The 21,434-nt window shown below is 52.8% G+C and carries 15 protein-coding genes; 12 read left to right on the top strand and 3 right to left on the bottom strand.

What is annotated here, in order from left to right; translation table 11 throughout:
• Nucleotides 1–264: 264 nt before the first annotated feature.
• The 6 genes from HUF19_RS09370 (at nt 265) to dinG (ending at nt 11,102) form a co-directional block, all read left to right on the top strand.
• Entirely contained in the window at nt 265–2,445 is a 2,181-nt protein-coding gene (locus HUF19_RS09370; RefSeq protein ID WP_260996413.1) for a malate synthase G, read from the top strand.
• 139 nt (nt 2,446–2,584) lie between these two features.
• Nucleotides 2,585–5,620 (top strand): hypothetical protein, encoded by a 3,036-nt coding sequence (locus HUF19_RS09365; protein WP_260996412.1) that lies wholly within the window; start codon nt 2,585–2,587, stop codon nt 5,618–5,620.
• Nucleotides 5,617–6,666, top strand: coding sequence for a hypothetical protein (locus HUF19_RS09360; RefSeq protein WP_260996411.1), 1,050 nt, complete (start codon nt 5,617–5,619; stop codon nt 6,664–6,666). The genes HUF19_RS09365 and HUF19_RS09360 overlap by 4 nt, the downstream gene beginning before the upstream one ends.
• A gap of 161 nt (nt 6,667–6,827) precedes the next feature.
• Complete coding sequence (locus HUF19_RS09355) at nt 6,828–8,345, top strand: ExeA family protein (RefSeq protein ID WP_260996410.1); 1,518 nt, start codon at nt 6,828–6,830, stop codon at nt 8,343–8,345.
• Nucleotides 8,346–8,996 carry a general secretion pathway protein GspB gene (locus HUF19_RS09350; RefSeq protein ID WP_260996409.1) on the top strand — a complete coding sequence of 217 codons (651 nt, stop codon included), beginning with the start codon at nt 8,346–8,348 and terminating at the stop codon, nt 8,994–8,996.
• Nucleotides 8,997–9,011: 15 nt separating this feature from the next.
• Nucleotides 9,012–11,102, top strand: coding sequence for an ATP-dependent DNA helicase DinG (dinG, locus tag HUF19_RS09345; RefSeq protein ID WP_230332304.1), 2,091 nt, complete (start codon nt 9,012–9,014; stop codon nt 11,100–11,102).
• Between the two features lie 64 nt (nt 11,103–11,166).
• Here the strand turns inward: dinG and HUF19_RS09340 are convergent, their stop codons facing one another.
• Together HUF19_RS09340 and HUF19_RS09335 are read right to left on the bottom strand one after the other, a co-directional pair.
• On the bottom strand, nt 11,167–12,444 hold the full coding sequence (locus HUF19_RS09340; protein ID WP_260996408.1) for an alpha/beta fold hydrolase: 1,278 nt from the start codon (nt 12,442–12,444) through the stop codon (nt 11,167–11,169).
• Between the two features lie 187 nt (nt 12,445–12,631).
• Nucleotides 12,632–13,270: a hypothetical protein gene (locus HUF19_RS09335; protein ID WP_260996407.1), complete on the bottom strand. Its 639-nt coding sequence runs from the start codon at nt 13,268–13,270 to the stop codon at nt 12,632–12,634.
• Nucleotides 13,271–13,539: 269 nt separating this feature from the next.
• Between HUF19_RS09335 and HUF19_RS09330 the strand changes: the two genes are divergently transcribed.
• Both HUF19_RS09330 and HUF19_RS09325 read left to right on the top strand, forming a co-directional pair.
• Nucleotides 13,540–14,790, top strand: coding sequence for a lipoprotein-releasing ABC transporter permease subunit (locus tag HUF19_RS09330; RefSeq protein WP_260996406.1), 1,251 nt, complete (start codon nt 13,540–13,542; stop codon nt 14,788–14,790).
• Nucleotides 14,783–15,472, top strand: a complete 690-nt coding sequence (locus HUF19_RS09325) for an ABC transporter ATP-binding protein (RefSeq protein WP_260996405.1) — start codon at nt 14,783–14,785, stop codon at nt 15,470–15,472. Before HUF19_RS09330 ends, HUF19_RS09325 begins: the two co-directional genes overlap by 8 nt.
• A gap of 49 nt (nt 15,473–15,521) precedes the next feature.
• Here HUF19_RS09325 and HUF19_RS09320 read toward each other — a convergent pair whose 3' ends face one another.
• Nucleotides 15,522–16,067 carry a DUF2062 domain-containing protein gene (locus HUF19_RS09320; RefSeq protein ID WP_260996404.1) on the bottom strand — a complete coding sequence of 182 codons (546 nt, stop codon included), beginning with the start codon at nt 16,065–16,067 and terminating at the stop codon, nt 15,522–15,524.
• 57 nt (nt 16,068–16,124) lie between these two features.
• On the opposite strand from HUF19_RS09320, the gene HUF19_RS09315 reads away from it, so the two are divergent.
• The 4 genes from HUF19_RS09315 to msbA all read left to right on the top strand — a co-directional run bounded on the left by HUF19_RS09315 (nt 16,125) and on the right by msbA (nt 21,431).
• Entirely contained in the window at nt 16,125–18,515 is a 2,391-nt protein-coding gene (locus HUF19_RS09315) for a DNA internalization-related competence protein ComEC/Rec2 (protein ID WP_260996403.1), read from the top strand.
• Between the two features lie 115 nt (nt 18,516–18,630).
• A complete protein-coding gene (locus HUF19_RS09310; RefSeq protein ID WP_145468493.1) occupies nt 18,631–19,263 on the top strand; it encodes a MotA/TolQ/ExbB proton channel family protein in 633 nt (210 codons plus the stop codon).
• Nucleotides 19,264–19,686: an ExbD/TolR family protein gene (locus tag HUF19_RS09305; protein ID WP_260996402.1), complete on the top strand. Its 423-nt coding sequence runs from the start codon at nt 19,264–19,266 to the stop codon at nt 19,684–19,686.
• A 5-nt stretch (nt 19,687–19,691) separates the two neighbouring features.
• Nucleotides 19,692–21,431 (top strand): lipid A export permease/ATP-binding protein MsbA, encoded by a 1,740-nt coding sequence (gene msbA / locus HUF19_RS09300; protein WP_260996401.1) that lies wholly within the window; start codon nt 19,692–19,694, stop codon nt 21,429–21,431.
• The last annotated feature ends 3 nt before the right edge of the window (nt 21,432–21,434 follow it).

Raw genomic sequence — 21,434 nt, 5'->3', positions numbered from 1 at the left:
GCAGACCTCAGGTTGGGCAGCCTTTGTTACTTGGTCGGATAGGGTTAGTCTTCTTTTATTTATACCGTTATCTATTTGGTGTTTTTACTGTTGTCTGGTTGCGGATTTTACTGGTGGTTGTCAGAAGCGGGTTAGCAGTCGCCAGTTCGTTCCTGTATACTGCCGCGTCTTAATTTGTGGCTGGCGATTGTCCGCAGTCGTTCAGTAGTGGTCAGAATGACCGGCAGCAGCCGGTTGTGATTGAATTTTTTTTGAGGCTTAACAATGACTGGATACGTTCAGAAGGGTGGCTTGCAGGTTGCTCAGGCGCTGTACGACTTCGTAAATGAAAAAGCGATTCCGGGTACTGGTATCGATGCAGAGAAATTCTGGGCAGAGTTCGACGTTCTGGCGAACGAACTGGCTCCGAAGAACAAAGCGCTGCTGGCCAAGCGTGATGATCTGCAGGCGAAAATCGACGCTTACCATACTGAACGTAAAGGTCAGCCTCACAATGCTGCAGAGTACAAAGCATTCCTGCAGGAAATTGGTTATCTGCTGCCTGAAGGCGCGGATTTCGAAGCAACCACGGCTAATGTAGAGCCGGAAATTGGCCAGATGGCCGGTCCTCAGCTGGTTGTGCCGGTAATGAATGCGCGTTTTGCCCTGAACGCTGCCAACGCCCGTTGGGGGTCTCTGTACGATGCGCTGTACGGCACCAACGTTATTTCTGAAGAAAACGGTGCGGAAAAAGGTACTGGCTACAACAAAGTACGCGGCGACAAGGTTATTGCTTATGCCCGTGCTTTCCTGAACGAAGCGGCACCTCTGCTGAGCGGTGACCACGTCGACAGCACTAAATACGCCATCGAAGACGGCAAGCTGGTTGTTACCCTGAAAGACGGTTCAACCACCACGCTGAAAAACGCTGCTCAGCTGGCTGGTTACAACGGTGATGCTGCTGCGCCGGTTGCGATTCTGCTGAAGAACAACGGTCTGCATTTCGAAATCCAGATCGATGCATCTACTCCGGTTGGCTCTACTGACGCTGCTGGTGTTAAAGACATCCTGATGGAATCTGCACTGACCACCATCATGGACTGTGAAGACTCTGTTGCTGCGGTTGATGCGGCCGATAAAGTCGTAACTTACGGCAACTGGCTGGGTCTGATGAAAGGTGACCTGGCAGAAGAAGTGACCAAGGGTGGCAAAACCTTTACCCGTACCATGAACGCTGACCGCGAATACACCGGCCTGAACGGTGAAACCGTGAAGCTGAAAGGTCGCTCCATGCTGTTCATCCGTAACGTTGGTCACCTGATGACTAACCCGGCGATTCTGCTGGCTGATGGCAGTGAAATCCCTGAAGGTATTATGGATGGCATGATCACCACGCTGATCGCGATTCACGACCTGAAAGGCAATGCGCCATTCCGCAACTCTACTGCTGACTCCGTGAACATCGTTAAGCCAAAAATGCACGGTCCTGAAGAAGTGGCTTTTGCTAACGAACTGTTCGGTCGCGTTGAAGATGCACTGGGTCTGCCACGCTTCACCATGAAAATGGGCATCATGGACGAAGAGCGTCGCACCACAGTTAACCTGAAAGAATGTATCCGTGCTGCGAAAGACCGTGTTGTGTTTATCAACACCGGCTTCCTCGACCGTACCGGTGACGAAATCCATACCTCTATGCTGGCCGGTGCTTTCGTACCTAAGTCTGTAATGAAGCAGCAGCTGTGGATCAACACCTACGAAAACTGGAACGTGGACACTGGTCTGGAAACCGGTCTGCAGGGTCGTGCTCAGATCGGTAAAGGCATGTGGCCTATCCCGGATGAGATGGGCATGATGATGGACCAGAAGATCGGTCACCCTAAAGCCGGTGCCAACACTGCATGGGTTCCGTCTCCGACTGCAGCGACTCTGCACGCTATGCACTACCACAAAGTAGACGTATTTGCTGTTCAGAACGAACTGAAAGGTCGTGAGCACGCTTCTGTTGATGGCATTCTGACGATTCCTCTGATGACTGCTGAAGAAGCCGCTGCGCTGACTCAGGAACAGATTCAGAAGGAACTGGATAACAACTGTCAGGGTATCCTGGGTTACGTTGTGCGCTGGATCGATCAGGGCGTTGGTTGTTCCAAAGTGCCTGATATCAACAACGTTGGCCTGATGGAAGACCGCGCGACTCTGCGTATCTCTTCCCAGCACGTTGCCAACTGGCTGGAGCACGGCATCTGTACCCGCGAACAGGTTGAAGACAGCCTGAAGCGTATGGCTGCGATCGTTGATGGCCAGAACGCCGGTGACCCGCTGTACATCAACATGGCACCAGGCTTTGATGGCATTGCCTTCCAGGCCGCGTCTGACCTGATCTTCAAAGGTAAAGAGCAGCCAAGTGGTTACACTGAGCCACTGCTGCACGCTTACCGTCTGAAGTTCAAAGCTGCGCAGAAGTAATTCCGACAGCTTGAGAAAAAGCCCGGCTCTGCCGGGCTTTTTTTTGTGTAAAAGGCGGGTAAACCATGGGTGCCTGCTGGCTGCCGTCAGGGTGGCCGGTTACAATCGCAGGACTTTGGTATTAAAAAGAAAAATAACTATGTTCTCTCTTCCCCGTATCTCTCTCCTGCTGAGTATCTGTCTTCTGGCTGCCTGCAGTGGTAACGGTTCCAGTACCACCCGAAAAACCGAGCCGGTCAAATATGTGAATGGCTATGTAGGCAGCAGCAGTGTGCAGAATGCTGTGGTGCAGGCCGTACCTATCGATGTTCAGGGGCAGACGACAACTGAAGCTGTTACCAGAGAAGATGGCACAAAAGCAGAGGTTTATGCCGGCGCTAAGGCCAGCAGCACAACGCTGGCGTATTATCAGGTAAAACTCGGCAATGATGATATCGGCCGTCCGGTTACGCTGATTATCAGTGGCAAAGATGATGAAGCAACAGTAGAGCGCTGTGAACTGGTTAATGGCTGTTATGGCGGCTGGAATTACCGCACGACCAAAGCGGTTCCGGCGGAATATGAATTACGTGCTTCGGTTGGCAGTGCGCAAAACAATATGCGCATTAATGCCAACTGGGTGACACACCTCGCCAGTGCACTGGCGTACACCAGTTATATTGATAACAGCGGAGATGGGACGAACCCTGATACACCAAAAGCGGGGGTCTATACACCGTTTACCATTGAGCGCGCTAATTTATGGTTGAGTGCTCTGTTCGGTCTGTCGGATATTATTTCCCTGCGCCCGCTGGCACCATCAGAATTATATAAAGACAGTGGTCTGGCGTCGGCGATAAAGCAGGAATCCATTATCTATGGTGCCATTGTGGCTGCGGGGCAGCAGCTGGCGTTCGAAACCGGGCAGGATCAGGTTGACTGGCTGGCGGACATGGTCGATGAATTCCTGCACAATCAGGGGCAGTTATATCAGCGCTCCTCTATCGGTACCTCTTTTTCTCTGTACCGCATCTACAATGCAGCAAAAACGCTTCTGCAGGAAAACCGTACTTATATTGCCAGCCAGAATTATTCTGTTCCGTCAGAATTGTCGGGTGCTATTACCGTGTTGGATCAGCGTCTGGCCGCTCTGGAAGATCAAACTGATCAGCTGACGAATATTGATATACCGGCCAGCCAGGTTAATGACTGGCTTGACCGGATTAATAATGCCCGTGCTTTTATGGCCGATCTGAATGAGCGCCTGGTAAATTACAAAGGGCAGGACATAAATACCTGCCCGGCCGGCACACCACAAACAGATGCCAGCTGTGTGCATAGTTTTATCGACCCGGCGTACGTTGAAAAAACGGTGAACTACTACTCGGCGCTGAACAGTATTTACTATGGCATCGCGCCACAGCTGTCTGCCGGTACCCGTACGGTCAAAGATCTGGTGCTGGAATTAATTGCCTGTGTTAATGCTACTTGTACTCCAGCGGCAGGGCATATTTATGATGCAGCGGCTAAAAAACTGACGGCAGAAGGGCTCACTCTTACCATGGTGCCGGTTGAACTTGGCGCCGCCATTGAAGAGGAGGGTAAATATAATGCCTTTGATATTCAGCTGCTGGGTGAGTTAATTATCGATCCGGATGAGCCTGAAGTTCCTAATATTCCTGGCGAAGCCATTGAACCGCTGGATACTGTTGCCAGCATTAAATTTAAAGAAGTCAAAACAACCAATGCTGATGGCGATGAGGTTAAAAGCTATTCACGGGTTCGTATCGTTTATAGCGGTGATGATGGTTATGACGCTCCGCCGGACCCGGTGGTTACACCGCCTTTGGGTTATGACCTTGAATGGCCGGATGTTGTCGTGCCGGCAATGGTTAATGGCGTTAAGCAGGAATTTGGCCTGTATATTTCGGCCAAGCTGATTGGTGTTAATGATATTGTTGAAAATAATAATGAGCTGACCCCGCCTTCACCCCTGCATTACAACCTGACATCCATCGCAGTATCGCTGACGGCAAGCAGTGAAGTTAAAGGCAGTATTACCGAAAATGGTGAGGAGGTTGAGCTTAAGGATCTGGCTCAGGTGACCTTGTCGGCAGAAGCAACCAATGCCGCTAATTATTATTCTGATTCAGTCTGGCCTGAGCTGGATGATTTCTTCCGTATACGCAGCGGTTATGAAGCAGGGCTGATTGAACCTGGTTTGTTTGAATATCTGTTTATGGAAAATCAGAGTGTGCTGTTCAGCAAAATAGATGACGAAGAAGTGTATCGTCAGGCTGATTACATTGATGTTGAAATTAAAAATTACGGTATTAATCGTCTGGAGATTTTCAGTGATACAGATGGTCTTCCCGGACTGCGCAAATGTTCAGTGGTTATTAATGAAGCGAACGAACGTGAGACTGATGTCTGCACCCAGCTGAGCGAAGAAGAAAATCTGAGTATTCAGAAACTGATTGATGACGATCGCCTGGGTTTATTTTCTATTCCCAGTCGCGGAGCATATAAGCCGTTATTTCCGGATGTTGATGATGATGGTGTGCATGAATTGGTTGTTGGCAGTAATGTCGAGCTTGATGGTGAGCTGAAAGCGGTATTTACCCAGGGAATTAACAATCTTCATGTGCGTGCTGCGCATGAATTAACAGAAGAACAGGATGGCAGTGTTGGCCGTGCACCACTGGCTATTGTCGATATGAAACTGACCCGCACATCAAAAGATGTATGGGATCTGGCTATAGCAGCAGGCTACGATTACGACTATCTGGTCGATGTTCTGCCTACCGGCGTGCGTGCACAAAGTTTGTATCTTTCGTATCTGGTGGGAAATAACTCTGTAAAAGAAGAGGATGACAATCAGGTCGAAACTGTTCGGGATTTCACCTTTGAAATCGGGGGGATGATTATTTATCGCGGCGGGGTGAAATTATTTACCACTGGAGATAAGGGCGAAAGTATCGGTATTACTCTGGCAAGCAGGGTTGACTACGAACTGAACGGTACCGCTCAGCCCTGCGGTATTATTAACCGCAAAGACGAAAGTGTGACAGGCAGCTGTAATGCCGTGGGGTATCTGACTTACCGTAACTCCATTGTCGGCGTTATCCGTGAAGAGCGTGATGGCGTTTATGTTGTTCGTTTCAGTGATGGCCAGTTTCTGGTGCTTGGCGGTTGAAAAATAAAATTGGTATTTTTTTTGGGGCGGCTTACAGTGCCGCATTGTGTTTCCCCATTGTTGCTGAGGCGGATGACTGGCAGCTCTACTCAGCGGTTGATGTTCATGGCAGTTCTGAGCCGGTTTCTCTGACCAATATGCTGTCTGGCTGGGATGGCGATTTTCAGTCAGGCACTTATGCCTATGCTGATGCCCGTTTCCGGATGGGGATGCATTATCAGAGCTGGCAGGTAGAGCGTGAGACACGCTGGTATTACTACCTGACGTTTAATCGTGATACGTCAGAATTTTATCGTGAGCTTGAGTTGGGGCTGCCAGGTTCAAAGGATCGTATTCTGGACCTTGAGGTCAGAGGATTGCAGGCTCGGGGCGTACGTCTTTCTCGCCGGTTTGATCTGCCGTTGTTCAGCGTAACTCCTGGTCTGGCGTATTACCGTGTCGGTCATTTCCAGCTGGGCTCCCTGAAAGGCGCTTCGTTTGCGGGGGAGCCGCTGACGGCATCGGCAGTGCTCGATTATCATTTTGATCAGGATAAAATTCTCGAATATCCGGCGGATGTCGGTGATGGCTCCGGAGTCAGTCTGGATATTTCTCTGCAGACTCGGTTGCGGGATCGTTGGCAGCTGGATGCAGCGTTCAGCGATTTATGGAATCGCTGGCAGTTTGCGGATGCGGCTTTCACCACTGGTTGCATTAACCTGAGTGGTGGCGGGCAGGCCGTCTGCAACAGTTCTGGCGCAGCTTCAGGCCGCTCCGGACAGTCTTCTTACACAACAGATATTCCCTGGACATTGGATGCTGGTGTCTATGACGAACAGCGGCAGCTGGGCGTACGTTATTTCCAACATGACCGCTATCAGCGTCTCAGTCTGGCTAAAGACTGGACGACACCTTTAGGTGATATGGGGGTGTCACTTCATTCTACGAGTCAGGTTGGAGTGCACTGGCGTTCAGGCTGGCACCGGCTGGAAATAGTCAGCGATGATATACGGCCTGCTTATGCCCGCGATATTCAGCTGCGTTTGGGAATTGCTCTGGGCTGGTAGAGGTTCCAGGGTGCAGGATGCGAGCGACATGCTCTCCGGTGTTATTAATTCTGCTGCCGCCGTTTCCACTGCGGCAGGCGATAAAATCCGTTATCATGCGCGTTGAATTTTGCCGGCGGGGCCGCTGCCGGTAAGCACAGACCTGAGCAGCAGAGCCCCCGATGTATCTTGAACATTTCGGTTTTCAGCGTTTCCCTTTCACCATTGCCCCAGACCCGGATTTTCTTTTTCCGTCGGATGGGCATCAGGAAGCGCTGGCACATCTGCAGTACACGCTCACCGGGCATGGCGGTCTGATTTGTCTGACCGGCGAGGTGGGTACCGGTAAAACCACGCTCTGTCGTGCTTTTCTGGCACAAACTCCGGCCGATGTGCGGACCGCGTATCTGTTTAATCCGCAATTATCCGCGACCGAATTGCTGCAGAGTCTGTGTGATGAGCTGGGTCTGAGTTACGAAGAAGACGCCACCCAGCGTGAGCTCTATGCATTGCTCAATAAAGCCTTGCTGGAATGGTATGCCGCGGGTCAGCGGGTGATCTGTGTTATCGACGAAGCGCAGAGTATGCCGCCGCCTTTGCTTGAACAAATCCGCTTGCTGACCAATCTGGAAACCCATAAAGAAAAGCTCCTGACCCTGATTCTGGTTGGTCAGCCAGAGTTGCGGGAATTGCTTGCCCGCCATGATCTGCGTCAGCTCAGTCAGCGTATTACCGCGCGCTATCATCTGCACAATCTCAGCCTGAAGGAAACCCGCGCTTACCTGCGTCATCGTTGTGCTCATGCGGGTGTCGATGCCGAGCTGTTTACTGCGGCGGCGGCCAGGCGTCTCTGGCGTGCCAGTGGCGGTGTGCCACGGCTGCTGAATAATCTGGCTGACCGGGCGTTATTGGGTGCTTATGCCCGGGGTGTCAGGCTGGTTGATGTTGCTCTGGTTAAAGGCGCGGAACGGGAAATTCTCGGAGCACGACGGGCTGGTGTTCTCGGTCAGGGTATCAGGACGGTATCCGGACGTTTACCCGCGATGTTGGCGCTGATGTCTGTGACCGCAATGCTGGTGTTGGCTGCTTCTTTTATGCCACAGCTGCAGGAGCGGTTATCGCACTGGCTGGCACCGGCTGCGGCCGAGCCTTCATCCCCTTTGGCATTGCTGCTGGCTGATGATCACGGGGCGGGCAGGTCTGTCGATACTGCTATTACCTGTGAGCAGTTGCAGGGTAGCCACCAGTGTCTTTGGGTTGACTGGCCGTGGCTCAGGCTACAGGGGCTGCAGGTACCATTGGCGGTGCAGATGAACTCTGCGGATGGGACGGTATGGCAACGTTTCAGTCGCAGTCTGAATCCGGCGTTATTTGCCGGACGGGCTTTAGTGCTGTGGCAGCCGCCGGCAGGTTATAACGGTCAGCTGGTGCGTCCGGGTAAGAAGTCGGATCTTATCCTGTGGATACGCCGTCAGCTGGGTATGGAATGGCGTGCTGACTGGCAGGTGATCAGTCCGGAAGGACAAAGCAACACGATAGATTCACGTTTTTACGACCCTTTGCTGGCGAACCGGGTCGCTCAGTTTCAGGCTGAGCATGGCCTGAGTGCGGATAAGATTATCGGCCCCGAAACCCTGCTGGTAATGCAGCAGGTTGAGCGTGGTGCTGGCCAGAGTCATTTGTCTGCGGAGGGTAACTGAATGTCTTACATTCTGGATGCTCTGAAAAAATCAGAGCAGGAACGGCAGCGGCAGATGAATCCGTCAGTAAGCCCTCCGGACGTTGTAGTTATTGCTCCGCCAGTCAGCCGTGCGCCGGCGAGCGTTAATCCTTTGTTGTTCTTCTTCGCCATACTCGTCGCTCTGGTGCTGGTATTTTTCGGGCTGCAGTGGTCTCGCCAGCAATCCCAGAACTCGCCGGCTGAGCCTGCACAAACCAAAGCGGACACTGTGGTTGCTGAGCCTGAGATTGTGCAGGTTCAAACACAAACAGAGCTTTCTGTTTCACCACCCCCGGTTATTGCCAGGCCAGTTACTCAGCCAGCTATTGAGGCGCCGGCCTCTGCAGTACCAGAACAGGTGGCGGCGACTGATCGCGGCGCAGTGGATACGCGTTCTTTACCCCCGCTGGCAGCATTACGCCGGATTCCGCAATTAATGATTACCGGACATATCTACAGTCCGGTGCCGGAAAAACGTACCGTCAGTATGAATAATCGCCAGTGGAATGAAGGCGACTTCATTGCTCCCGGTATTATTCTTAAAGAAATTACCCCCGGGGGAATCCTGCTGGATGTCGATGGCTGGCCGCTGCATGTTGGCCGCAGTAAAGGCTGGCAAGCCGTCCCCTGATTTGAGAAAAGCAGCATGCTGAGCAGTGAGAGCAAAGAGCGCATTCAGGCGTTATACCGAGAGTGTATCAAGGCGCTGGATTTAAAGCCGCGTTATGGTCAGCGGGTAATGATTGCTGAAATAGCCAAAAGCCTGGGCGCTATTCATGAAGATGATAAAGGCCAGCGCGATAATGATAATGGCATTGCGGTGGTGGAAGCGGGTACAGGTACCGGTAAAACACTAGCGTATCTGTTGGCTGCTTTGCCGATGGCGATTGAAAAAGAAAAGAAACTGCTGATCTCGACGGCAACGGTCGCCCTGCAGGAGCAGATCCTGGATAAAGATCTGCCGAATTTAAAAAAGACCATTTCCCTGCCATTTAATTTTGCCCTGGCCAAAGGCCGTGGTCGTTATCTGTGTTTGTTAAAACTGGATAAATCACTGCAGCATTTGTCCGGGTTACTGTCCACGGTCGATTTATTTGAACAGACACCGGAAGAACAGGACAGGGAGCTTTATGAATCTTTATTGCAATCGTATGGCTCCGGTAAATGGGACGGTGATCGCGACCGTCTGACCGATGCCATCGAAGACAAACAATGGTCGCATTTAACCGCCACACACCGTGAATGCTCAAACCGGCGCTGCCCGCATTTCCAGAACTGTGCTTTTTATAAAGCCCGTAATGCGATGGAAGATGCGGATGTGATTGTCGCCAACCACGATCTGGTGCTGGCTGATTTATCGCTGGGTGGTGGTGCTGTTTTACCTGCGCCGGAAAAAACTATTTACGTATTCGATGAAGGTCATCATCTGGCCGATAAGGCGCTGAATCATTTCCGCCTTGAAATCGGTGTGCGGGCGCAGCGTCAGTGGTTGCAGCAACTGGAAAAGGGCATAGAGCAGTTTGTTGCGGCCAGCGGCATTCCGCACAGCATTATGCATTCTTTAACAGAGGCGCCGCAGAATATCCGCGATATTCTGCAAAGCATCAGCCTGGTGTGGCCACTGCTGATGGATATGATCGGCGATCAGGACCGCTTGCGTTTTGAATCGGGAAAAATGCCGGAAAATTTACGCCAGCTGCTGATCAATATAAAAGGGCCGTTGCAACCTCTGTTGCTGTGTCTGGATAAGCTTAATGACATGCTGCAGAAATCCCTCGATCCGAAAGAAGACGGTGATTTCACCCGCGACGTAGCGGAGGCCTGGCAGGCGCCAATGGGGATTATGTTTTCCCGTGCGGAGCAATTATCCGAAGCGCTGTCCTGGCTCTGTGCCGAAGAGGCCGAAGGGGCATTGCCGGTAGCGCGCTGGTTATCAAAAACACCATTCGGCGATGGCTGGGATATTCGGCTGAGTGCATCACCCATTGCGGTGGCCGATCAGTTGCGTAAAAACCTCTGGTGGCGCTGCTATGGTGCGGTGGTTACCTCGGCAACCCTGACGGCGCTGAACAGCTTTAATAAATTAAGCTGGGAAAGTGGTTTGCCCGACTGGGCAAATTATCAGCGGGTTATGAGTCCTTTCGATTATCAGAAACTGGGTGAACTGCAGCCGGTATCGCTGGCATCGGATCCCAAGAGCGATCAGTTTCAGGCGGATATTGAAGACTGGCTGAAAAATAATACCGACCTGAGCCGGGGCACTCTGGTGTTATTCAGTTCCCGTGCCCAGCTTGAGGCAACGCGTGATACGTTTTTGCATGACTGGTATGACCAGTTGCTGTGCCAGGGCTTTTTACCGAAAGCAGAAATTGTTCGCCGTCATAAAGAGCGGATTGATAATGGTGAGGGCAGCATTATTTTTGGTCTCGCCAGTTTTGCTGAAGGGATCGACTTACCGGGCGAATATGTCACCCATGTGGTGATTGTTAAAATTCCGTTTGCGGTGCCCGACGATCCGATTCAGGCAGCGATCAGCGAATGGATGGAAAGCCGTGGACGCAATCCTTTTATGGAATTAACCCTGCCAGCGGCTTCTATTCGTCTGGTACAGGCCTGTGGACGTCTGATCCGCACCGAAGAGGATCGCGGACGCATCAGTATTCTCGATAAACGGTTGCTGTCGCATCGCTATGGCAAGTTATTGCTGGATTCTTTGCCGCCTTTTAAGCGGATTTAATAAAAAGTGTGCGCATAAAAAAGCCCGGTAATGACCGGGCTTTTTTATGCCAGAGGGCGGGCTTTCAGGCCAGTTGCTCTCTGAGGGTATTATCGTTTTGGTCGCGGATCATCAGTAAATGGCCTTCAAGGTAAGCCAACAGCTGATCGGCTTCTTTCAGATCGCGCTGAATCAGCAGGCAGCGCAGCTGTTTGCGTTCACGTTCCATAATGCGGACATGAAAACGGGCGCCGGTTTCCGGAATTTCCAGATACAGGCCACGGCTGGATTCAGACAGGCTGAGATCGACATGGGTTTGCTCCAGTTCGCAGCCGGCAAAATTAATATTGTTGATACGTACGGTGTGTTCTTTGCCATTCACGTCATCGATCAGGCGATAAGGCTGCTCCAGCGGACGCTGGCGGCTTTGCAGGCGCTGGTCAGCAAAATCATAAGCTTCCGGGTTGTATACCTCAGTACCGTCGATACCTTCCAGGCTCTCACCGCACATAAAGCGATGAAACAGGGTACTGGAGGCTTCTTTGCGTTCAAACTGGGCCAGATGGTCGGCATTCTTGATGATGGCAAAAGTAGCATTGGCGCATTGGCGCGCAACCGCGGCATTTTCTGATGGCAGGGTGAAGTTATCGAATTCACCGGTAGCAATCATGGTCGGGCACTCAGGGAAGCGTTCAAAGCCCGGAAAATCGAGTAAGCGCTGGGTGTTCTGTGCATAGCGCTGACGTTCATTGTCGTTCAGGCGTGCGATCTGACGGAACAGCAGACGGCGGTAAGTCGGGCTGACTTCGGTTGCCTGCAGACGGTTATGGTTGATCAGATTGCAGACCGCAGTGGTCGCGAAAGCGTTCATATCGCCCGCGGCCAGTAACTCCAGTGAGTCTTCCAGCAGGGTGATCAGGCTTTCGCGGCGGAAGCAGGTGATGCCGGATAATAACAGGCGTTCTACGCGCTGCGGGTAGGCCGCCGCAAACAGGGTCGCCATGGCCGAGCCGTAGCTGATTCCCAGCATCTGAACTTTATCCAGCTGCTGTTGCTGACAGAACAGTTCAATCAGATCGGCGTAGTCATTCAGGCTGAGTTCCGGAGCAAGCTGATCGTTGCTGCCCTGTGAAGGGAAGTCGGCCAGAATAACCGGATGTGTATTGACGACTAATTCCACTTCACTTTTGAAGGATGTAAAGCTCTGGAAAGCACCACCAAGAAAAACGACAGGCGTTTTGTGGCTGTTTTCCGGCAGGCTGTAAGCCTGGAATTCGACTTTGTATTGCCCGCGTGGAGTATCCAGCAGTTGGATGCGGGGAGTGTTGCGTAGCTCGGTGGCAGAGAAGGTAGAGAACTGCATAACACAATTGGCTCTTTTATTCTTATAGTGTCCTGACTCTATCCCATTTATAGACAAATGGCCACAGTTGTATGTTTTCTTTACGGATTCCTGAGTGTTTTTCAACCTGTTGATTTGTAAGGGGAAAATTTATTTTTGTGGGCCAGTTCCGGACGCTTTTGCGGGAAATTGGCCCGTTATGTCCGACTTATTGCTGAGGAAGATTGATGGTAAAGATAATCTCAGAAGGAGTGACCTCGACCTGATATTCGCCGCCAGGAGTCTGGTGGGTCTGGGCGTTGATGTTGTCGCTGTTGGGAATGCTGATCGAGAATTGCCCCGGAGCAATAACATACCCGAGACCTGCCGGAGGCGGATTGTCAGGCGTTATGGTAGTCGGGAACTGCAGATTGTTGTAGTCAATCGGCGTACCGGGTTCGAGGCCAAGCACATCACGCAGGTATTCCTCACGCAGAGCTTGCTGTGGATCGAGTGTTGGTGTTTGAAAATCGTAGGTGCTTTGGCTCAGCAGGGCGTTATCGCGTTGTTCTGATAAATACTGATCGGCAATCTGGCTGGGGACTTCAGTGCCGCCCTTTAGCTGATCACTCTCACTGTAGGGCTTGTCGAGTGGTGACACCCGCAGGGAGGTGTCACCCTGACCGTTTTCCGCCTTCTGCGCGGCTGGCTGGCGGCGGACAATAACGGTGGTGTCTTTAATGTAGGCTTCCGTCATTTCTTCGGGCGGAATCTCTGTGATTTCGGCCTGAGCGGATGCGCTGATAAGTATGCTGGCCGGCAGTATGAGTGACAGAGGCAGCAAGGCAGAAAGAAAGAAACGGTTCATGACGGTGTGTCCGGTTGGTTTTTCTTTATCCTAGAGCAGGGCGATAAAAGGACAAGGTTCTTTACGTCAAGTTTGCCTCTGTTTATCTGTGCGGCGTTTGTGGTGGAGCTTATGGCCCGGAATGCCTTATTTCTTTGCGGTTAAAGGGATATTGCTTCTGGGGTGTGCGCAGCTTTTCCGCGCGCGGGTGTCGCTAAATCCGGCATTGTCGGGCACTATTGCGTCCGGATTGTTGTCCACTCCGTTCTCTTTGTTTGATTAAGGTCACAATGAACATTTCAGAATCCTCTCTGCCTTTATGGATAGGCCTGCGTTATCTGGCGGCTAAGCGGCGTAATCATTTTATTTCTTTTATTTCAGCGTCTTCGATGGTCGGCATGACCCTCGGTGTTGCCGTTCTGATTCTGGTGTTGTCGGTGATGAATGGTTTCGATCACGAATTACGTGAGCGGATTCTCGGTATGGTGCCCCATGGGGTACTGTATGAGCGTGGTGGTATTAATGACTGGCAGGCATTGGCTGAACAGGTTGAACGGCAGCCTGGAGTCGTGGCTGCTGCACCTTTAACCCGTTTGCAGGGCATGCTGGGTTATGGCGGTCGTGTTCAGGGAGTTATGGTTACCGGCATTGAACCAGCGGCAGAGGCGCGGGTTTCTATATTGCCGCAGCATGTGATTGATGGCCAGCTGGACGATTTACAGCCCGGCAGCTTTGGTGTGCTGCTGGGCAGTTTGCTGGCGCAACACCTGAACGTAGTGGTGGGCGATAAAATTACTTTAATGCTGCCGGAAGCGACTCTGTCACCGGCCGGGGTATTGCCACGGATTAAGCGTTTAACGGTGGTGGGTATTTTTTCGGTCGGAGCTGAACTGGATGCCAATCTGGCCGTCGTGAATCTGGAGGACGCGCGTAAGCTCGGGCGTATTAATGCTCAGGCTCAGGCTTTGCGGGTTAAATTCAGTAATTTATTCGATGCACCGGCCGGTATCTGGCGCATGGTGAATCAGCTGGATGGTTATTACACCGGCAGCGACTGGACCCGTACCCACGGCAATTTATTTCAGGCGATTAAACTTGAGAAAACCATGATTGGTCTGCTGCTGCTGATTATTGTTGCGGTGGCTGCATTCAATATTATTTCAACGCTGGTTATGGTCGTAACCGATAAACAAGCCGATATTGCGATTTTACGTACCATGGGCGCACGGCCATCAACGGTGATGGGTATTTTTATGGTGCAGGGGCTGTCGATCGGCTTGGTTGGTGTTGTGCTGGGGACGGTTCTCGGTGTGCTGGCGGCGCTGAGTATTTCCGACATTGTTGCCTGGGTTGAGCAAGCCTTTGGTTTCCAGATTTTAAGTGCCGACGTGTATTTTATTTCTTATCTGCCTTCACAGTTGTTATGGAGTGATGTGGTGATTGTAACCAGTGCGTCTCTGTTGCTGAGTTTCCTGGCAACGCTGTATCCATCGTATCGTGCATCGCGAGTTCAGCCGGCGGAGGCATTACGCTATGAGTGAGTCCTGGGTGCTTGAGGCTACAGGCCTGCGTAAAACTTATACTTCCGGACCGCAGGCGGTCACGGTCTGGCAGGATGTCGAATTAAAAGTAAAAGCGGGCGAGTCGGTTGCTATTGTCGGAGCTTCAGGTTCAGGTAAAACCACCTTGCTGAATGCGCTTGGCGGGTTGGATACGGTGGACAGCGGCAGCGTGGTGATTGGTGGGCAGCAGCTGCATCAGCTGAGTGATGCGCAGCGCACCCGTCTGCGTAATCAGGAAATCGGTTTCGTTTATCAGTTTCATCATTTATTGCCGGAATTCTCGGCACTGGAAAATGTGATGATGCCGCAGTTGCTGGCCGGTGTTGCGCGTAAGGCTGCTGCAGCGCGGGCGCGTGAATGTCTGGCCCAATTAGGGCTTGAGCACCGTGTGGATCATAAACCGGCAGAGTTGTCCGGTGGCGAGCGTCAGCGCACGGCTATTGCCCGTGCGTTGGTAAATCGTCCGCGTTTGGTTTTGCTGGATGAGCCGACCGGTAATCTGGATCAGCAGACTGCACATCAGGTAGAAGCGGCAATGCTGGCATTAACCGAACAGGCGGAAACCGCTTTTATTATGGTGACCCATGACAGTCAGCTGGCAGCGCGGATGGATCGTTGTCTGCAGTTGCGCGACCTGACGTTATCTCCCTGGCAGGGATAAGCCGGGAGATCATTTCACATCGGCCGGCAGTATTAATTACTGCCGCTGATCAGTTACTTTCTTCCTCTTCTGCGGCACGCTTCAGGCGATTAATGCGGCGTTTTTTCCAGTTATTGGCAATGTGCAGTCGCCACGCGAGGTGGATGGCAAAATACCCACAGACGCCCAGAAAAATACCGATCGTTAATGAGCCGACCAATAATGGCTGCCAGATGGACACCAGTTCATTCAGTACCCAGTCCAGGGATAATTCGATGCTGAAATCACTGCTTGGAGTGCCGAGCAGCCAGGTGCCGAATAAATAGGTGCCGTAAAACAATGGGGGAATGGTTACCGGATTACTGACCCATACCAGGCCAACTGAAATCGGAACGTTGGCGTTGGCATAAAAAGCAAAGAATGCGGCAATCCCCATCTGGAATGGCATCGGCAGAAAAGCGGTAAAGAGTCCAACCATAAAGGCGCGTGCCACCGAGCGGCGGTTTACGTGCCATAGATTGGGTTTACTGAACAGCGGGGAAAGGAAGCGCAGAGATGGATTGCCCTGTACCTGTTCCGGCGATGGAAAAAACTTCTGTAAAAACTTTTTAGGCATGAACATCGCCAGCTGATTTATGCGCGCCGATTATGCCGATAATGCCATGGAGTGGCAATGCACCTGATTGTTCTGACCTGTGCCGCTGCTATTGTCGCGGGAACACTGTTGAGTCTTATGCAGGCTCTGGTGGTTCTGCTGCTGGCTGGCATATTACTGGCGCTTGCGGTGTGCTCAGGCTGTTGCCGTAAGCGGAGACTGCTGTTTTTACCTGTTCTGGCGACAGGCCTTCTGTATGGCAGCTTCTGGTTGCAGCATAACCTCAGTCATCGCCTGCCGGTGGCGCAGGATCGCAGCCGGCTGAATCTGGATGTTGTTGTCGAGACGGTTGAGGAGCGCGGGCAGGGAGTGCGCCTGATTGTCCGTGTTTTCCGTAATCCGGCTGTGCCCGGGGAACTGTCTGCATCTCAGTCGGGCTGGCAGGCCAATTCTCAATCTCCTCTTCAATCTGACTCCGCGGCAGAGCAAATGCCGCAATTACGCCGTCAGCAACTCAGCTGGTATCACCCTGCGATCGCAGTGCGCAGCGGTATGCAGCTGAATGCTGAACTGGTATTACGCAGTCCGCGTGCTTTTGCCAATGATTTGCCCTTTGATTATGAAGCTTTTCTGCTGTCATCAGGCATCGATGCCAGCGGCTATATCCGCAGTGCGCGGCTGATCGACGGCGGCGAGTCCTCGTTACGCGACACATTGCTGGCTGCGCAACGCCAGCGTCACTCGCCGGAGGCCTGGCCCTGGCTGGCGGGGCTGGTGTTTGGTGAGCAGCAGGCGTTCAGTGCTGAGCAATGGCGGCTGGCCCAGCATACCGGCACGCTGCATCTTTTGGTGGTCAGTGGTTTGCATGTCGGGATGGTTGCTGCTCTGGGCTGGTTGCTGGCACTTGGCGGTATAAGGTTCTGGGGGCTGTTCAGTGGTCGCGGTTTACGCCATCCGGCTTTGTTGCGTCTGTTGCTGATCGGTGGACTGACGGCGGGTTATGTCTGGCTGGCGGGAATGGGGATTGCGCTGCAGCGTGCCTGGATCATGATTATGGTGCTGTTGTGGTTATTCTTCAGCGGCTGGCGATTTAACTGGCTGACGGCGCTTTCTCTGGCGTTGTTGCTGGTGCTGCTGGTTAATCCCCTGATCTGGACCCGCGCCGGTTTTGGCTTTTCTTTTGTTGCTGTACTGGCTTTGCTGGCGTTCTTTACGGGGCGCCGGCAAGGGTGGTTGCAGACGCTGTTTCTGCCCCAGTGGGTGGTATTTATCTCTATGTTGCCGCTGTTATGGTTCTGGCTGCTGCCGGTCAGTCTGGTGCAGGTTGGGGCGAACCTGCTGGCAATTCCGCTGCTTAGTTTGGTGATTTTGCCGCTGGCGTTGCTGGATGCCGGGCTGAGTTGGCTGGCGGGCGCGGTACTCAGTGATACGCAGGCACAGATGGTGATCGCTGTGCCTGATACCTTGCTGGCGGCCGTGGGTGAATTCTTCTGGTCAGTGCTCAGTGCCCTGCAGCAACAGCCGTGGATGGTACAGTTTTATCAGCCCTGGCCGTTACTGCTGCTCTGGCCCTGTCTGTTGTTATTGCTGCGCCTTGGCATCAGTGCTGCGCTGAGCTTTGGAGCCATGCTAATGCTGTTGCTGGCGTTGTTCTGGCCTCTGTCAGTGTCAGGTCCGTACCGGGAACAGGCAGTCATGCTGGATGTCGGGCAGGGGCAGAGTCTGGCTTTTATCAGTGAGCAGCATGCGCTGGTTTATGACACCGGTGCGCGCTTTTCGGAGCATTTTGATGCCGGTTCTGCATTGTTGTTGCCTTTGCTTAAACAGGCCGGTGTCAGACAGATTAATGCGTTGTTTGTCAGTCATTCCGATCTGGATCATGCCGGCGGTCTGAGCTCTGTATTGCAGGGTGGATTGCCGCTGCAGCAGCTGTTTTTAGGGCAGTGGCTGCCGGATCTGCCTGTGCAGCCGCAAGCTCACCTCTGTCGTGAACTTATAACAGCCGGTTGGCAGGAAGTCGGAGCGGATCTGCATTACCGCTTGCTGCTTCTGCCGGATGAGCAGCAGGCACTGGTCAACCCTTCGGATAATAATCAGTCCTGTGTGGTACAGGTGCGCTGGCATGAGCGGCGCTTCTTATTAGCCGGTGATATTGAGCGCGATCTTGAACAGCAATTGGTTGAGCACTTTGGCGCAGAGTTGCGCTCCGATGTATTGGTGCTGGCCCATCATGGCAGCCGCAGCAGTTCATCCTCTGTTTTTCTCGACGCTGTGCAGCCCGCGCAGGTATGGATTTCGGCGGGATTTAATAACCGTTTTGGTCATCCTCATGCGGATGTAACGGCCCGGCTGGAGGCGCTGAAGATTCCCTGGTATCTGACAGCGCGCGATGGGGCGGTGTTGATGGCACCGGACGGACAGGTGACGACGGCACGTTCCGGTTGGCAGCCGCCCTGGCGACAGCCTTGATTTTATTCATGATTCTGCGCACAGTCCGGCACTTTCAGCGGCGTTGCGGGTCTTATGCTGCCGCCCGGGCTTGTGCTAGAGTACGGGCCAAAATAACTGGCAGGAGTAGCTGACAATGCTGGAAATCATCCAGAGCGGTGGGTGGATGATGGTACCTATCATCATTTCTTCTATTTTGGCGTTGGGAATTACCGTTGAACGGTTCTGGACCTTACGGGCGGCGCAGATTGCACCGCGTGATCTGCTGGCGCGGGTCTGGGGTTGGATGAAAAACAATCAGCTCGACAGTGCCCGTATCAAAGAACTGCGTGCTTCCAGCCCGCTGGGCCGTGTGTTGGCGGCTGGCCTGATTAACTCCCGCCATGGTCGCCAGATCATGAAAGAAAGCATCGAAGAAGTGGCCTCCCATGAAATCCATGAAATGGAGCGTTACCTTAATGCGCTGGGCACGGTTGCTGCCGTTGCTCCGCTGATGGGTCTGCTGGGAACCGTATTCGGCATGATTCAGGTGTTCTCTGAAATCATGACGCAGGGTACCGGACAGGCGAATATGCTGGCCGGTGGTATTTCTGAAGCTCTGATCACGACCGCAGCCGGTCTGATCATCGGTATTCCGGCTCTGGTTGCGCACCGTATGCTGCAGCGCCGCGTGGATGAAATTGTGGTCTTTATGGAACAGGAAGCCATCAAACTGGTGGATGTTCTGCATGGTGATCGTGAAGTGGCGGATTCCTCAGAGGCGGCCTAAGTGAACTTCAAACGACAGAATCGTGAAGCAGTGGACGTCAATCTGACGCCACTGATTGATATCGTATTTCTGCTGCTGATTTTCTTTATGGTGTCGACCACCTTCACCAAAGAAAATCACCTCAGTATTGATCTGCCGGAGGCGACGGCGGAAGCGTCCGAAGCGCAGCCACAGGCGATTGAAATACTGATTTCGGCCAGCGGCGAATACAGTATTAATGATCAGACGCTTATCAATCATCAGCTGGATACGCTGAAGCGTGGTCTGCAGAAGGCGTTGGCAGGCCGGCAGACGGTACCCGTGGTGATTACAGCTGATGCCAAAACACCGCACGAAGCGGTGGTGCGGGCGATGGATGCCGCCGGCCAGCTTGGTCTGGTTAATCTGAGCATTACCACCCGTCAACCTGGGAAATCTGAATAAACCCCATGAGTAACGAAACCTCCATCAGGCGTCTGTACGGACGCCTGCTTTCGTATGTCTGGCCACACAAACTGGCCTTTTCCGTGGCCATTGTGGGCTACATTATTTTTGCCTCGGCAGCACCGGCAATGGCGCATCTGATGGGTGTTGTCGAGCAGACCCTGTCAGATCCGCAGCCGGATAAGATTCTGCTGTTGGTGCTGATGCTGATGGGCATCTTTTTTTACCGCGGTATCGGTACCTTTCTGGGAAAATTCTTTATTGCGGTTGTCGGCCGTAATGTCGTGCACAGCCTGCGTACTGAACTGTTCAATAAAATGACCCGCTTGCCGAGCCATTACTACGATGGTGAATCCAGTGGTCGTTTGATCTCACGGGTTATTTTCGATGTGGATCAGGTGACCGGCGCCTCAACCCGGGCCTTAACCACCACGGTGCAGGAAGGCGTTACCGTTATTCTGCTGATGGCTTACCTGATCTGGCTGGATCACAACCTGACGCTGATTTTCCTCGGTCTGGTACCGGTGATTGTTCTGGTGGTTGCTTTCGCCAGTCGCTTCTTCCGTCGTTACAGCCAGCGTATTCAGAAAGCGATGGGGGATGTGACCCAGGTAACCAACGAGAGTATTAATGGTTACCGTGAAGTGCGTACTTTTGGCGGTACTGAATATGAGCAGCAGCGTTTCCGTAAAGCCAGTGACTATAACCGCAAGCAATCGCTGAAGTTTGGTCTGACCGAAGCCATTAACGTGCCGCTGACTCAGCAGATTGTGGCTGTCGGTTTGGGTCTGATGGTGTATCTGATGTTTCAGCGGGTGGCCGACGGCAGTATGAGCAGCGCTGAATTCCTGCAGTTTATGACCGCCGCTTCGTTGATCGCCAAGCCGCTGCGCGCGCTGACCGATATTAATGCCGTGATTCAGAAAGGTATGACCGCTGCAGAATCTATTTTCTCGGTGCTGGATGCCGACGCCGAAGTGGATCAGGGCACTAAAACCCTGACCCGCGCTAAGGGGGAGGTCTGCTTCGATGATGTTCGCTTCCGCTATCAGGGCGCCGAAAACGATGCGCTGAAAGGCATCAGCCTGAAAGTGACACCGGGCACTTCGGTCGCTTTTGTCGGTAAATCCGGCAGTGGTAAGACCACGCTGGTGAATCTGATCCCGCGTTTTTACGAAGTAGGCTCCGGCCGTATTCTGCTTGATGGTGACGATATCCGCGATCTGACCCTCGACAGTCTGCGTGAGCAGATTGCCATCGTCAGTCAGCAGGTGACACTGTTCAACGCCAGCATCCGCGACAATATTGCCTACGGCTCGCTGGCGGATAAAACCGATGAAGAAATCATCGCCGCCGCCAAAGCCGCCCATGCCGATGAATTTATTTCCCGTCTGCCGGAAGGCTACAACACCCAGGTCGGTGAAGACGGCGTGCTGTTATCCGGCGGTCAGCGCCAGCGTATTGCCATTGCCCGGGCGATTCTGAAAAACGCTCCGGTGCTGATTCTGGATGAGGCGACGTCTGCGCTGGATACTGAGTCTGAACGCCATATTCAGGCGGCCATGGAAGAAGTAATGAAAGGCCGTACCACCTTTGTGATCGCCCACCGCCTGAGCACCATTGAGAGCGCTGACCGTATTGTGGTGATCGATCAGGGCGAAGTGCGTGAAGACGGCTCCCATGCCGAGCTGATTGCGCAGCAGGGCATGTACGCCCAGCTGCATCAGATTCAGTTCAGCGAATAACAG

Source organism: Thalassolituus hydrocarboniclasticus (assembly GCF_025345565.1).
Taxonomy (GTDB): Bacteria; Pseudomonadota; Gammaproteobacteria; order Pseudomonadales; family Oceanobacteraceae; genus Venatoribacter; species Venatoribacter hydrocarboniclasticus.
This window is presented reverse-complemented; position numbering and strand designations above follow the sequence as displayed.

Coding starts and splice junctions, on each gene's coding strand:
- HUF19_RS09370 (WP_260996413.1), top strand. CDS start 265: ATGACTGGATACGTTCAGAAGGGTGGCTTGCAGGTTGCTCAGGCGCTG.
- HUF19_RS09365 (WP_260996412.1), top strand. CDS start 2,585: ATGTTCTCTCTTCCCCGTATCTCTCTCCTGCTGAGTATCTGTCTTCTG.
- HUF19_RS09355 (WP_260996410.1), top strand. CDS start 6,828: ATGTATCTTGAACATTTCGGTTTTCAGCGTTTCCCTTTCACCATTGCC.
- HUF19_RS09350 (WP_260996409.1), top strand. CDS start 8,346: ATGTCTTACATTCTGGATGCTCTGAAAAAATCAGAGCAGGAACGGCAG.
- dinG (WP_230332304.1), top strand. CDS start 9,012: ATGCTGAGCAGTGAGAGCAAAGAGCGCATTCAGGCGTTATACCGAGAG.
- HUF19_RS09340 (WP_260996408.1), bottom strand. CDS start 12,444: ATGCAGTTCTCTACCTTCTCTGCCACCGAGCTACGCAACACTCCCCGC.
- HUF19_RS09335 (WP_260996407.1), bottom strand. CDS start 13,270: ATGAACCGTTTCTTTCTTTCTGCCTTGCTGCCTCTGTCACTCATACTG.
- HUF19_RS09330 (WP_260996406.1), top strand. CDS start 13,540: ATGAACATTTCAGAATCCTCTCTGCCTTTATGGATAGGCCTGCGTTAT.
- HUF19_RS09325 (WP_260996405.1), top strand. CDS start 14,783: ATGAGTGAGTCCTGGGTGCTTGAGGCTACAGGCCTGCGTAAAACTTAT.
- HUF19_RS09320 (WP_260996404.1), bottom strand. CDS start 16,067: ATGCCTAAAAAGTTTTTACAGAAGTTTTTTCCATCGCCGGAACAGGTA.
- HUF19_RS09315 (WP_260996403.1), top strand. CDS start 16,125: ATGCACCTGATTGTTCTGACCTGTGCCGCTGCTATTGTCGCGGGAACA.
- HUF19_RS09310 (WP_145468493.1), top strand. CDS start 18,631: ATGCTGGAAATCATCCAGAGCGGTGGGTGGATGATGGTACCTATCATC.
- msbA (WP_260996401.1), top strand. CDS start 19,692: ATGAGTAACGAAACCTCCATCAGGCGTCTGTACGGACGCCTGCTTTCG.